The organism is Streptomyces sp. 3330, from assembly GCF_031456635.1.
Classification (GTDB): Bacteria; Actinomycetota; Actinomycetes; order Streptomycetales; family Streptomycetaceae; genus Streptomyces.
Genome location: NZ_JAVDVA010000004.1, coordinates 428441 through 440847 on the forward strand (window position 1 = coordinate 428441; position 12407 = coordinate 440847).

10 protein-coding genes and 1 pseudogene are annotated in these 12407 nt (G+C 73.8%); 5 read left to right on the forward strand and 6 right to left on the reverse strand.

Going from position 1 to position 12407, the window contains the following annotated elements; genetic code table 11:
* The first annotated feature begins 28 nt into the window (after positions 1 to 28).
* Positions 29 to 577, forward strand: coding sequence for a PadR family transcriptional regulator (locus tag J2X68_RS09975; protein WP_310432110.1), 549 nt, complete (start codon positions 29 to 31; stop codon positions 575 to 577).
* On the opposite strand, the gene J2X68_RS09980 is transcribed toward J2X68_RS09975, so the two are convergent.
* Both J2X68_RS09980 and J2X68_RS09985 read right to left on the reverse strand, forming a co-directional pair.
* On the reverse strand, positions 574 to 1119 hold the full coding sequence (locus tag J2X68_RS09980; protein ID WP_310432111.1) for a hypothetical protein: 546 nt from the start codon (positions 1117 to 1119) through the stop codon (positions 574 to 576). The two genes, J2X68_RS09975 and J2X68_RS09980, sit on opposite strands and share 4 nt — an antisense overlap.
* 308 nt (positions 1120 to 1427) lie before the next feature.
* Positions 1428 to 2402 (reverse strand): fibronectin type III domain-containing protein, encoded by a 975-nt coding sequence (locus J2X68_RS09985; RefSeq protein ID WP_399039615.1) that lies wholly within the window; start codon positions 2400 to 2402, stop codon positions 1428 to 1430.
* Between the two features lie 392 nt (positions 2403 to 2794).
* On the opposite strand from J2X68_RS09985, the pseudogene J2X68_RS09990 reads away from it, so the two are divergent.
* Positions 2795 to 3493 (forward strand): annotated as a pseudogene (locus J2X68_RS09990) (glycoside hydrolase family 75 protein); the annotation flags it as partial.
* A gap of 685 nt (positions 3494 to 4178) precedes the next feature.
* Here J2X68_RS09990 and J2X68_RS09995 read toward each other — a convergent pair.
* The 4 genes from J2X68_RS09995 to J2X68_RS10010 all read right to left on the reverse strand — a co-directional run bounded on the left by J2X68_RS09995 (position 4179) and on the right by J2X68_RS10010 (position 7863).
* Positions 4179 to 4589: a PTS fructose transporter subunit IIA gene (locus tag J2X68_RS09995; protein WP_310432112.1), complete on the reverse strand. Its 411-nt coding sequence runs from the start codon at positions 4587 to 4589 to the stop codon at positions 4179 to 4181.
* A 7-nt stretch (positions 4590 to 4596) separates the two neighbouring features.
* The gene (gene dhaL / locus J2X68_RS10000) at positions 4597 to 5214 is read right to left on the reverse strand and encodes a dihydroxyacetone kinase subunit DhaL (protein WP_310432146.1); all 618 of its coding nucleotides are present in this window, start codon (positions 5212 to 5214) and stop codon (positions 4597 to 4599) included.
* A gap of 52 nt (positions 5215 to 5266) precedes the next feature.
* Complete coding sequence (dhaK, locus tag J2X68_RS10005) at positions 5267 to 6259, reverse strand: dihydroxyacetone kinase subunit DhaK (protein ID WP_310432113.1); 993 nt, start codon at positions 6257 to 6259, stop codon at positions 5267 to 5269.
* A 629-nt stretch (positions 6260 to 6888) separates the two neighbouring features.
* Positions 6889 to 7863: an ABC transporter substrate-binding protein gene (locus J2X68_RS10010; RefSeq protein WP_310432114.1), complete on the reverse strand. Its 975-nt coding sequence runs from the start codon at positions 7861 to 7863 to the stop codon at positions 6889 to 6891.
* A gap of 421 nt (positions 7864 to 8284) precedes the next feature.
* Here J2X68_RS10010 and J2X68_RS10015 point away from each other — a divergent pair, with 421 nt between their 5' ends.
* The 3 genes from J2X68_RS10015 to J2X68_RS10025 all read left to right on the forward strand — a co-directional run bounded on the left by J2X68_RS10015 (position 8285) and on the right by J2X68_RS10025 (position 12342).
* Positions 8285 to 9676, forward strand: a complete 1392-nt coding sequence (locus tag J2X68_RS10015; protein ID WP_310432115.1) for a prolyl oligopeptidase family serine peptidase — start codon at positions 8285 to 8287, stop codon at positions 9674 to 9676.
* Positions 9677 to 10130: 454 nt separating this feature from the next.
* Positions 10131 to 10892 (forward strand): DeoR/GlpR family DNA-binding transcription regulator, encoded by a 762-nt coding sequence (locus J2X68_RS10020; RefSeq protein ID WP_310432116.1) that lies wholly within the window; start codon positions 10131 to 10133, stop codon positions 10890 to 10892.
* A 91-nt stretch (positions 10893 to 10983) separates the two neighbouring features.
* The gene (locus J2X68_RS10025; RefSeq protein WP_310432117.1) at positions 10984 to 12342 is read left to right on the forward strand and encodes a sugar ABC transporter substrate-binding protein; all 1359 of its coding nucleotides are present in this window, start codon (positions 10984 to 10986) and stop codon (positions 12340 to 12342) included.
* The last annotated feature ends 65 nt before the right edge of the window (positions 12343 to 12407 follow it).

Sequence of the window (12407 nt, forward strand, 5' to 3'; positions counted from 1 at the left end):
CGCGGCGGCGTCTCCCTAGGATGACTGCATGTCACTCCCGCACGCGATCCTCACCGCCCTGCTCGAGAGGCCCTCGTCGGGGCTGGATCTGACCCGCCGGTTCGACCGGTCGATCGGCTACTTCTGGTCGGCCACGCACCAGCAGATCTATCGCGAGCTGGGAAAACTGGAGGCGGATGGGCACATCCGGGCCCTTCCGGCCGAGACGCCGGCCCGCGGGCAGAAGAAGGCCTACGAGGTGCTGCCCGCGGGACGCGCCGAACTCGCCCGGTGGACGGCGGCCGCCCAGGACCCGAAGCCGCACCGCGACGCGATGCTGCTGCGGCTGCGCGCCGCCGCGGTCGTCGGCACCGCGGGCATCGAGGCCGATCTGCGCCGCCATCTCGACCTGCACCGGCGGCAGCTGGCCGAGTACGAGGAGATCGAGAAGCGGGACTTCCCGCCCGGTGACGACAGCGCGCAGGCCAGGCTCCAGCACCTGGTCCTGCGCGCGGGCATCGAGCTGGAGACCTTCTGGACGCAGTGGCTCACCGAGGCCGTCGAGGAGCTCCCCGTGGTGGGGGACGGGACCGCCTAGAGCCGGTACGGCTTCGAGCGGCGGCGCAGGAACCAGGCCGCCGCGATGACGCCCGTCCCCACCAGCGCGCCGCCCACACCCATGGCCACGGGGCCGACGTCGCGGGCCGCACCGCCGAGGCCTCCCATCACGCCCCGCGAGGGCGTGGGCGTCACCGTGACCCTCGGGGAGGCCGTGGCCGGGCTCGAGACGATCACCGACTGGGTGCCGGCGGTGCTGCCGTTGGAGCACATGACGACCACGGTGTACGTGCCCGGGGAGACGCCGGACCAGGCCGCGGACTGGCCGGCGGCCGTTCCGGACAGGGCGACCTGGCGTCCCTGGGCGAAGCTGGCCTGGGCGCTGCCGAGCAGCGCCGCCGTGCCCCAGCTGCCGTTGATCTGGGTGCAGGCGCTGGTCACGACCGACACCGTGGAGCCGGTCGTGCTCACGGAGATGCCCGAGACGCGGGCCGCGGCCGGCTGGGCGGTGAGGGCGAGCGGCAGAGCGGCGGCGGCTGCCACGGTCAGCCCTGAGCGGACGAGGAAACGGGAAGTGCGCATCGGATGTCCTCCGGCGGCGGCACGGTTGGCGGTACATCCCTTGCGCCGCCGAGGGTCGGGTACGCCCGTGCTGCCTCAGGGGCAGCCAACGCGCCCCGGCCCCGCCCCGCATGCGGACGGCCACCGCCCAGGTGACGGATTCCTTCGTACGGCCCAGGCAGGCCCCCTTCCCGGCCGGTGACCGACCGCGGCCGACCCGCGGGCCGGGGGAGCGCCCCGCCCGACGCCCCTCCCGGCGCCCCGGCCGGGCCGCGCCCCGGCCGTCCGCGCCGTCGCCCGCCCCCGCGTGCCGGTCGTCCCCGCGCCGGTCACCCCCGCGCCCCCGTCGTCACCGTCCGCTCCGCCGAGAACGCGCCCCACGTGCCGTCCGGCAGCCGCGCCCGCAGCCGCACCCGGTGCCCGGCCCCCGCCTCGCGCCCCAGGTAGAAGCTGTACGTCGCCCTCCCCCGCGGCGGGGTTCCGCCCCACACCAGCGAGGTGGCAGGCCGCCCGTCGAGCTGGATCTGGTACTCGGTGACGACACCGTCCACCCGGGGCGGCACCCACGACAGGTCCAGGTAGTACGACCCGTCGGCGAGGCGGGCGCCCGCACGGAAGTCGGCCGGCGCGGTCTGCGCCCCCTCGTCGTCACCCGGCGCGGTGCTCAGCCGCACGGGCGTCCCCGCGGCCGAGACGTTGTCGGCCGCGTCCCGGGCCCGGACGGTGAACGAGTAACGCGCCCCGGGGCGCAGTCCCGTGACGACCGTCGCCGTCTGCCCCCCGCCGACGCTGTGGATCCGCACACCGCCCTGGCAGACGTCGTACGACACCACTTTCCGGTCGTCCGTGGCCGCCGTCCAGGACAGCTGGACGGCCCTGCTCCCCGCGGCCCGGCCGGTCACCGCGCCCGGCGGGGTCGGGGGAGAGCGGTCCGCCGCGGCGGCCGCCGGTGTCGTGGCCCGCACCTCCCGGCTGGGCGGACCGAGCCGCCCTTCGCCGTCGCGGGCGCGCACGGTGAACACGTACGTGGTCGACGGCGCGAGCCGGACGACGTCCAGCATGTGCGCGGAGGCGGGCACCTCCCGGACCTTCGCGGAACCGCGGTACACCTCGTAGGCGCTGACCGCGGGGTCCGCGGCGACCGCGTTCCACATCACGTGCACGCTCGTCGCGCTCCCGGCCTCGGCGGTGACCCCCGTCGGGGCGCCCGGCGCCCGTCCGTCCTCCCGGGCGCCGCTCGCGCACCCGCAGCACAGGGCCGTCACCAGACCGCACTCCACCACCCACAGGACAACGCGTCGCACGGCTTCGCCTCCCGGCCCCGGCACGGCGGCAATGGTCCGGACCAATATGGCGTGGCGGTGCGCGCACATCAAGAGGGCGGATCCGCGGGGCCGCCGTCGGCGACCGCTTGCGGGGGTTACGTATGCTGAAGCTCCTCCCGGCCGAACTCACCCCGCGCGCTCGTGAGTTCAGCCGGTGGCGCGGACCGCTGTCGTCGCTGTTCCCGCGCCGGCAAAGCGGCCCGGGGCCCGGAGCCGACACGGTGTCCGGGCCCCCGGCCCTCTGTCGCGCCGCCGGACTCCGCGAGGATGCTCCTCGTGCTCCGTACGGCCCCGTCGGGCTGGCCCCAGGGCGTGATCGACACCAGATTGTTCCGAGTGTCCGCCCATGCCCCTACGAGAGGGTCCGTATCGTGCGCGTCCAGTCGCTGACGCTGGCCGCGGCCGGCCTTGCCCTGCTGGCCCCGACCACCTCACCCGCCGCCCCGCACCCGGCCTCGGGCGCCCCCGGGGCGCCGGCGGCCCGGCGAGAAGGCTCGGTCCTCGCCGCCGACCTGCTGTCCCGGGTCCGCGACTGCGCCCCCGTCTCGCGCGGCCGCTACCGCCCGGACGAGGGCGCGCCGGCCACGATCCCGGTCTGCGGCACCGACGAGGCGGTGTTCTGGACGGCCGACATGGACATCGACTGCGACGGCCGCCCGGGCCCGGAGTGCAACAGCCGCACCGACCCGCTGTTCTCCGACATGACGGCCTACCAGCAGTCCGACGGCCGCTATCTGAGCGCGGAGACGCTGCCCTACATCGTGGTGCCGGGGGTGAGCGGCATCTGGGACCACCGCGACCACGGGGTGCGCGGGGGGTCGGTAGCGGCGGTGATCTACAAGGACCGGGTGCAGTACGCCGTCGTCGGCGACATCGGCCCGACCGGCATCATCGGCGAGGCCTCGTACGCCACCGCCCGGGCGCTCGGCATCCGTCCCGACCCGCGCGGCGGCGGCGCCCCCTCCGGGGTCACGTACATCGTCTTCAAGAACTTCCGGGCGACCCCCATCGAGAGCCACGCCTCGGCGAGGGAGGTGGGGGAGCGGCTGGCGCGGCTCTTCGTGCGCGGCGCGCAGGAGCCGCCCCTGCCGTCGCAGGAGTCGCGGGAGTCGCCGGACCCGCAGGAGTCCCGGAAGCCCGAGGAGCCGCAGCAGCCGCAGAATCCGGAGGAGCCGGCGGACGAGTGGGCGCCGGGCGGGCTCGAGGAGTCGCCGCAGGGTGAGGGCGGCGCGGCGGGGCGGGCGGGTGGCAGGAGCGAAGGCCGCGCGTCCACCGAGCGACCGCGGGACCGCAAGGCCCGGGAGGCCCGGGAGGACCGGGAGGACCCGGCGGTGTCCGAGGACGACGAGCCCGAGGAGGCCTCGTCGGAGGAATCGGGCGACTCGGAGGCCCGGGAGAGCGAGGGCTCGGACGCCGAGACGGATGAGGGCGACTGAGGGGATCGAGGGAGCGCGGAGGCGGGGAAGTCACGCGCGCGACGGGGCCAGCCCGGCGGTGCGGGCCGGCCCCGCTGTCGCGCTGTCACGCTCCCGCCCCCCGGGGGAGGCGGGAGCCCGCGCCCGGCGCCCGTGCGTCGGCCGCCGTCCCGACGGCCCGGCGGGCCGTGAGGAGGCGGCCACCACGCGTGGCGCGCCGCCGGCCCCGGCGCGGACGACCCCGCGGCGGTGCGGGCCGAGCCGGCGGAGGCCCTGCGCGGATCTGGTGGTGGCGTCGGAGGGGCTGACCTGACAGCGCCTCCGGCCCGGCCGACGCGCGTCAGGCCTTCCGGTAGCCGTACGCCTCCACGGCCGCCGCCTCGACCGCGTCCAGGTCGGCGCCGGTGGCCGCCGTCACCACCGCGGCCACCGCTCCCTCGACGAACGGGGCGTCCACCAGCCGCGCGGTGCCGGGCAGTTCGTCCCCCTCCGCGAGCAGCGCCTTGACCGTGAGGACGGCGCTGCCCAGATCGGCGAGGACGGCGACACCGGCGCCACGGTCCACCGAAGCGGCTGCGGCGGTGACCAGTTCGGCGCTCGTGCCCAGGCCGCCGCCCTCCGTGCCGCCCGCCGCGGCGACCGGCACCGGCAGCCCGCCGCCCACCAGGCCCAGCGCCAGCTCTGCCACCGCCGACGCGACCTCCGCGCTGTGCGACACCAGCACGATGCCCACCAGTTTCTCGTCGCTCATCGATGCCTCACTCCCCGTCCGCGTCCGCGTCGGCGCCGGTGTCGGCGAGGGCCGCGATGAGCAGCGCCGACGAGGTGGCGCCCGGGTCCTGGTGCCCGATGCTGCGCTCGCCGAGATAGCTGGCCCGGCCCTTGCGGGCCTGGAGCGGCGTCGTCGCCTCGGCGCCCTGCTCGGCGGCGGCCCGGGCGGCGCCGAAACCCTCGGGGAGGGCGTCGACGGCCGGCACCAACGCGTCGATCATGGTCTTGTCGCCGGGCGCGGCCCCGCCGAGCTGCATCACCGCGTCCACCCCGGTGCGCAGCGCCTCGGCCAACCGCGCCTCGTCCACCTCGGCATCGTCCCCGAGTGCCTTCCCGGTCCGGCGCAGCAGGGTGCCGTACAGCGGCCCCGAGGCTCCGCCCACCGTCGAGATCAGCTGGCGCCCCGCGAGCACCAGGACGGCGCCCGGCGTCCCGGGGACCTCCTTCTCCAGCGCCGCGGTCACCGCGGTGAAGCCCCGCCGGAGGTTGGTGCCGTGATCCGCGTCCCCGATGGGGGAGTCGAGGGCCGTGAGCCGGTCGGCCTCACGGTCGACGGACGCGGCGGCCGTGGTCATCCAGCGGCGGAAGAAGTCGGCGTCGAGCACGGGTTCTCCTTGCATGGTCGGTACGGTCGGAGCGCCTGGCCTTGTCCCCGCCTCACACGCCCCAGCGCAGTCCGGGAGTCTTCACCGGCGCGTCCCACAGCCGCAGCAGCTCCTCGTCCACCTGGCACAGGGTCACCGACGCACCGGCCATGTCGAGGGAGGTCACGTAGTTGCCCACGAGCGTCCGGGCGACCACCACCCCGCGCTCGGCCAGCACCCGGTGGACCTCGGCGTTGAAGCCGTACAGCTCCAGCAGCGGGGTCGCGCCCATCCCGTTGACCAGGAGGAGGACGGGATTGCGGGGCGTCATGTCGTCCAGGATCGCGTGGAGCGCGAAGTCGGCGATCTCGCCGGAGGTCATCATCGCCCGCCGCTCGCGCCCGGGCTCCCCGTGGATGCCGACGCCCAGTTCCAGCTCGCCGGCCGGCAGATCGAAGGTCGGGCTGCCCTTGGCCGGTGTGGTGCAGGCGCTGAGCGCCACGCCGAAGCTGCGGGAGTTCTCGTTGACCTGCCGGGCGAGCGCCTCGACCCGCTCCAGCGGCTGCCCCTCCTCGGCCGCCGCCCCCGCGATCTTCTCCACGAACAGCGTCGCGCCGGTGCCGCGCCGCCCGGCGGTGTAGAGGCTGTCGGTCACGGCGACGTCGTCGTCCACCAGGACCTTCGCGACCTGGATGCCCTCGTCCTCGGCCAGTTCGGCGGCCATGTCGAAGTTGAGCACATCGCCCGTGTAGTTCTTCACGATGAACAGCACACCCGCCCCGCTGTCCACGGCCGCCGCCGCCCGCACCATCTGGTCGGGCACCGGTGAGGTGAACACCTCGCCCGGGCAGGCCGCCGAGAGCATCCCGAGGCCGACGAACCCGCCGTGCAGCGGTTCGTGCCCCGAGCCGCCGCCGGACACCAGCGCGACCTTGCCCGCCACCGGCGCGTCCCGCCGCACGACCACCCGGTTGTCGACATCGACGGTCAGCTCGGGATGGGCGACGGCCATTCCGCGCAGCGCGTCCGCGACCACGGTCTCCGCAACGTTGATCAGCATCTTCATGGGTACCTCCTGGCGAGACTGACAGGCGAGTCTCCGAGCTGTGTTCTTCCAGTTCAGAGCAGGTATGGCTGGTGATCGGTCGGGCGGTCGGGCGGTCCGGGGCGACGGGGGAGTGCGTTCCCTCGGCGGTCGTGCCGCGTCGGCGCCGATTTCGTCGGCGGGATATCAGGATATGACCGGCGTGCGGATCAGTGGTGGTCGAGGCCTCCTCCGGGAAGTATCGACGCTGAGGGGGCGCGGGTCACGTGCGCGGACGCCGACGCAGGAGTACGGGTCGCGGGGCCCGGTGGCGCAGACGGAGGCGGACCGCGGCCGTGCGTCCCCGCGGCTGCTCCCGTCTCCCCCGGGGACGGGGATCCGCTCGTCAACCGGCCGAGGTCACGAACGTGGTCCGGTGTCCCGAGCGGGAGGGTCCCGTCGGGGCCGACCCGCCACCCGGGTGGCCACGGGCCGCGGAGGGCCGGACACGGCCACCGGGGCGACCGGTCCGCCTCCGCGGAAGGCGGGCAGTACCTGCGGCCGGGCCTCGCGCGGCCGGGACCCCGGGGCCGCCCGCCGGCGACGTGCGGCCGCCGGCGGCACCCGGACCGCGTGGTGGCCGTCTCCAGGGGTCGGCGCGACCGCGGGCGTCACCGGAAGAGCGCCTTCAGGTCCGGCTTCTCGTCGAAGAGACCGTCGCGCTCGCCGAGCGAGGCCAGTTTCTCCAGGGAGGCCATGTCGTACGCGGCGGGCCAGGACGGCAGCGTCAGGTTCCGCAGCACATCGCCGTCGATCTTGGTGTAGCCGGTGAGCGTGCGGCGCGCCTCGTCCGGGTGCGCGGAGGCGTAGGTGAGCGACTCCGTCATCGCCTCGGCGAACTTCCTCACCAGGGCGGGGTCCTTCTGCGTCAGCCCGGTCGAGGTGAAGAAGGTGGCCAGCGTGAGCTTGGGGTGGGTCTCCGCGAACGGCGAGGTGACGACCCGGCCGCCCTGCGCCTTGGCGACGGTCAGGGCCGGCTCGGCCATCCAGGCCGCGTCCACCCGGCCGTCGGCGACGGCGGCGGGCATCTGGTCGAAGGCCAGCTCGACGAACTTCACCTCGGCCGGGTCGCCGCCGTCCTTGCGGACCGCCTCGCGCACGGTGGTGTCACCGATGTTCCGCAGGGTGTTCACCGCCACGGTCCTCCCGGCCAGGTCCGCGGCCGACTTGATCGGGCTGTCCTTCCCGACCACCACGCCGCTGACGTCGGTCGTGGTGTTCCCGGTGGTGGCCGAACCGTTGGCCACCGACCGCACCGGAACTCCCTTGGTCCGGGCGATCATCAGGGAGGTGGTGTTGCTGAACCCGAACTGGAACTGTCCGCTCACCACGCCGGGGATGATCGCGGCGCCGCCCTGGGCGCTCTCCATCCTCAGATCGATGCCGCGGTCGCTGAAGAAGCCCTTCTGGCGGCCCAGGTAGAGCGGCGCCACGTCGACGATCGGGACGATGCCGACCTTGACCCGCACGGTCGTGCCGCTGCCCGAGGCCGATGAACCGTCGGCGTCGGCGGACGAGGATCCGCATCCGGCCGCACCGGTGGCCATGACCATTGCTGTCGCAAGCCCGAGAATGCGCCGTCGCATGGGGCTCCTCCTGACGGAATGCGTGCTGAGGATGGTTTCTTGCTCAACTGACCTGCGAGGCAAGTGAGTTGGGCGAGCGCTGTGCCATCGTCGGCGCGGCGCGGCGCGGCGGGGTGGGGGGGACTCGCGTGGCCGGCGGCGAGCCGGGGGTGCGCAAGGTTCGAGGGGCGAGGGGGTGTTGGCCGCCATGGCGGGCGGGCGGTGCGCGGACCGCGAGTCCATCGGATCATGATGTTGTGCAGCTTCTTGACGGCCGCAATCTACACGCCTACCTTCGCGGTGTCATGCTCCCGGACGAAGGAAACCGCGACGGCTCGACCCCGCCCTCCGCCGGATCCACCCCGAGGCGTGACGCGGTTCTCCGCCGCCCTCGCCCGGGACCGCCCACCCCCGACCGCGCCAGGACGAAGGAGTCCGCCTCGTGAAGTCCCGCCTCCGCAGACGTGTGTGCGTGGCCCTGGTGTCCCTCCTGCTCGCCGCGCCGCTCGCCCCGGCCGCCCACGCGGCCGGGACCGGCGCCCATGTCGAAGGCACGCTGCCGTCCGGTGCCACCTACGTGATGGACACCCCGGACTCCTGGAACGGCACGGTCCTGCTGTACAGCCACGGCTACACCCCGGCCGGCCTGCCCGCCTCCGCGCGCAACGCCCCCGATGCCGCCACCGAGTCCCTCCTCTTGCAGGAGGGTTACGCGCTCATCGGCTCCTCGTACGCGAGCAACGGCTGGGCGGTGACCGACGCGGTGCCCGACCAGCTCGCCACACTGGACGCCTTCACCTCGCGCTTCGGCCGGGCCGGGCGCACGGTCGCCTGGGGCAGCTCCTACGGCGGGCTCGTGACCGCGATGATCGCCGAACGTCACCCGGACCGCATCAGCGGCTCTCTGTCCCTGTGCGGCCTGCTCCAGGGTGGCGTGGCCAACTGGAACAACACCCTCGACCCGGTCTTCGCGCTCAAGACCCTGCTGGCCCCCGGCGCGGACATCCGGCTGACCGGCCTGGAGAGCCAGGCGGAGGCGGTCGTGGCCTCCGACGCCCTGGCCGCGGTCGTCGCCGGGGCCCAGGACTCGGCCTCGGGCCGGGCCCGTATCGCGCTGGCCGCCGCGCTCCAGGACATCCCCGGCTGGAACGACCCCTCCCAGCCCCGGCCGGAACCGTCCGACCACGACACCCAGCAGGCCAACCAGTACCAGGCGCTCATGCTCCAGGTGAGGCTCCCCGCCTTCTCCTGGCGCCAGGAGGCCGAGAGCCGGGTCGGCGGCAACATGTCCTGGAACACCGGCGTCGACTACACCGCGATGCTCCACCGCTCGCCTCTCCACCAGGAGGTCGGCGAGCTCTACCGCGAGGCCGGCCTCTCCCTGGACCGGGACCTCGCCGTGCTGAACCGCGCTCCGCGGATCGCCGCCGATCCCCGGGCCGTCGAAGCGATGGCCCGCACGAGTTCCTTCACCGGACGGCCGGCCAAGCCGCAACTGACCGTGCACACCACGGGCGACGGCCTGATCCCGGTACCTGCGGAGAGCGCCTATCGGCGTGCCGTCACCGCGTCGGGCTCGGCCTCCCTGCTCCGGCAGGCCTACGTCGGCAACGCCGGGCACTGCACCTTCAGCAGCGCCGAACAGGTCGCAGCCCTGCACGCCCTGGAGGCCCGCCTCACGACGGGACGGTGGCAGCGCACCGACCCGGCCGCCCTCAACTCCCTCGCCGAGCAGGCCGATTCCTCCGTTCCCGCACGCTACGTCGACCACCGCCCGGCGGCGTTCCCGCGCCCCTATGACCTGGCGCACCCCGGCGACCGGTACCGGCCCTGAGCCGACGCCCGCCGCCCCCCGGCGGCGGGCGGCCCCGCCCTTGCCGACGTGCCCTTCCCGCGGACGCATCCCTCCGACGCGGACGAGGAGCCCTCCCGCGGGTGCGGCCCCGCCTCTGCTGCCGGTCCGCACCCGCGCCCCCGGTCGATGCTGCCCGCCCACGGCGGCACGGCGGCCGGGTGTCCGGGCGTCCGGGGAAACGGGCAGCGAACGGGCACACCCGGGGGACATGCGGGCGACGACCTCGCGCACGCCGAGGCCCCGCGCCGCCTTTTCCAGGGGTTCGGGGCTCCGGAAAGCGGGCGTAATCGGTCATGAAGCAGCTCACGGCGAGCCTGGTCAGCGGGGCGGCCTGCTTGTAGAAATTAGCCACCGGACGCCCGAACGGGCAGGGGCTCCGGGAAAACACCGGCGTGGGCACACCCGCGCGGAGCCGTGGAACGGAGGTGTCGCCGTGGACACCGATGAGCGAAGACGCGGGATCCTGGAAACGGCACGCCGTACCGGATCCGTGGACGTCGGCAAGCTCGCCGCCGACCTGGGGGTCTCCAAGGAGACCGTGCGGCGTGATCTGAACGTGCTGGAGGGACACGGGCTGGTCCGGAGGACCCATGGCGGCGCCCATCCCGTGGAGAGCGCGGGCTTCGAGACCACGCTCGCCTTCCGCACCACCATGCACGTCCCCGAGAAGTCCCGGATCGCGGCCGCCGCGACCGAACTGCTCGGCGACGCCGAGACGGTGTTCATCGACGAGGGCTACACCCCCCAGCTCATCGCCGCCGCCCTGCCCCGGGACCGGCCACTGACCGTGGTCACCTCCTCCCTCGCGACCGCGGGCGACCTGGCCTCCGCCGAGAACATCACCGTGCTGCTGCTCGGCGGACGGGTGCGGGGCGGCACGCTCGCGACAGTCGACCACTGGGCGACCCGCATGCTGTCCGGCTTCGTCATCGACCTGGCGTACGTCGGCGCCAACGGCATCTCCCGCGAACACGGACTCACCACCCCCGACGCCGGCGTCAGCGAGGTCAAGGCCCAGGTCATGAGAGTCGCCAGGCGCCGGGTGTTCTCCGGGGTCCACACGAAGTTCGGTGCCGTGAGCTTCTGCCGCTTCGCGGAGGTCACCGAGTTCGAGGCGATCGTCACCGACACCGGTCTGCCCGCGGCCGAGGCCCACCGCTACGCACTGCTGGGCCCCGAGGTCGTCCGGGCCTGAGCCGCGGCTCCACGCCGTCCCCCCTCTCACGCCGCCCTCGCCACCCCGAGGGTCCGGTTCTCCGTCCCCCGAAACATCCCTGGAGTCAGTCATGCGCGCACGAAGAATGACCCACGCCCTCGTCACGGCCACGGCCACGGCCGCGGGATCGCTGCTGGTCGCCTGCAGCGGAGCGGGCGGCTCGTCGGGCTCGGGCGACGACAAGAGCATCAATGTGCTGATGGTCGGAAACCCGCAGATGGAGGACATCGCGAAGCTCACCGAGAGCACCTTCACCAAGGACACCGGCATCAAGGTCAATTTCACGATCCTTCCCGAGAACGAACTGCGCGACAAGGTCACCCAGGACGTCGCGACCCAGGCCGGTCAGTACGACGTCGCGACCGTCGGCGCCTACGAGATCCCCATCTGGCAGAAGAACGGCTGGCTGCACGAACTCGGGTCCTACGCCGACAAGGACGCCGGCTTCGACAAGGCCGACCTGCTCAAGCCGATGGTCACGGCCCTGTCCGGCTCGGACGGCAAGCTCTACGCGCTGCCGTTCTACGGCGAGTCCTCGATGCTCATGTACAACAAGGACGTCATGAGCGCCAAGGGCATCACGGTGCCCGAGCACCCGACCTGGCAGCAGATCGCCGACATCGCGGCCGAGGTCGACGGCGCCGAACCCGGCATGAAGGGCATCTGTCTGCGGGGCCTGGCCGGCTGGGGCGAACTCGGGGCGTCGCTGACCACCGTGGTCAACACCTTCGGCGGCACCTGGTTCACCAAGGACTGGAAGGCGCAGGTCGACAGCCCGGAGTTCAAGAAGGCCACGGAGTTCTACGTCGACCTGGTCAAGAAGCACGGCGAGGCCGGAGCCGCGCAGGCCGGGTTCACCGAGTGCCTCAACGCCATGAGCCAGAAGAAGGTCGCGATGTGGTACGACGCGACCAGCGCGGCCGGATCGCTGGAGGACGCCGGCTCCAGCAAGATCGCCGGCCATGTCGGCTACGCCTACGCGCCCACCGTCGAGACCAAGAGCAGCGGCTGGCTGTGGAGCTGGGCCTGGGCCATGCCCAGGACGACCAAGAACGCCGACGCCGCCTCGCAGTTCATGCTCTGGGCCTCCAGCAAGGAGTACGAGAAGCTGGTGGGTGAGAAGCTCGGCTGGGCGCGGGTCCCGGCCGGCAAGCGGGCCAGCACCTACACGCTCCCCGAGTACCGCAAGGCGGCCGCGTCGTTCGGCGAGATCACCCTGAAGTCCATCGAGGGAGCCGACCCGGCCGACCCGGGCGTCCAGCCGCGACCGACCGTCGGCGTCCAGTACGTGGCCATCCCCGAGTTCCAGGACCTGGGCACCAAGGTCACCCAGGAGATCTCCGCCGCCATCGCCGGCAGGACCAGCGTGGACAAGGCGCTGAAGGACGGCCAGAAGCTCGCCGAGGACGTCGCGAAGAACTACCAGTGACCGTCACCGCCCGGCCGGCCCCGCCCGCCGGCCGGGCACCGCTTCCCCCGCACCCCGGCCGTCAC

Excerpts from the sequence above, each read along its gene's own strand:
- J2X68_RS10010 (WP_310432114.1), bottom strand. The coding sequence starts at position 7,863 with ATGCGACGGCGCATTCTCGGGCTTGCGACAGCAATGGTCATGGCCACC.
- J2X68_RS09975 (WP_310432110.1), top strand. The coding sequence starts at position 29 with ATGTCACTCCCGCACGCGATCCTCACCGCCCTGCTCGAGAGGCCCTCG.
- dhaK (WP_310432113.1), bottom strand. The coding sequence starts at position 6,259 with ATGAAGATGCTGATCAACGTTGCGGAGACCGTGGTCGCGGACGCGCTG.
- J2X68_RS09980 (WP_310432111.1), bottom strand. The coding sequence starts at position 1,119 with ATGCGCACTTCCCGTTTCCTCGTCCGCTCAGGGCTGACCGTGGCAGCC.
- J2X68_RS09995 (WP_310432112.1), bottom strand. The coding sequence starts at position 4,589 with ATGAGCGACGAGAAACTGGTGGGCATCGTGCTGGTGTCGCACAGCGCG.
- J2X68_RS10025 (WP_310432117.1), top strand. The coding sequence starts at position 10,984 with ATGCGCGCACGAAGAATGACCCACGCCCTCGTCACGGCCACGGCCACG.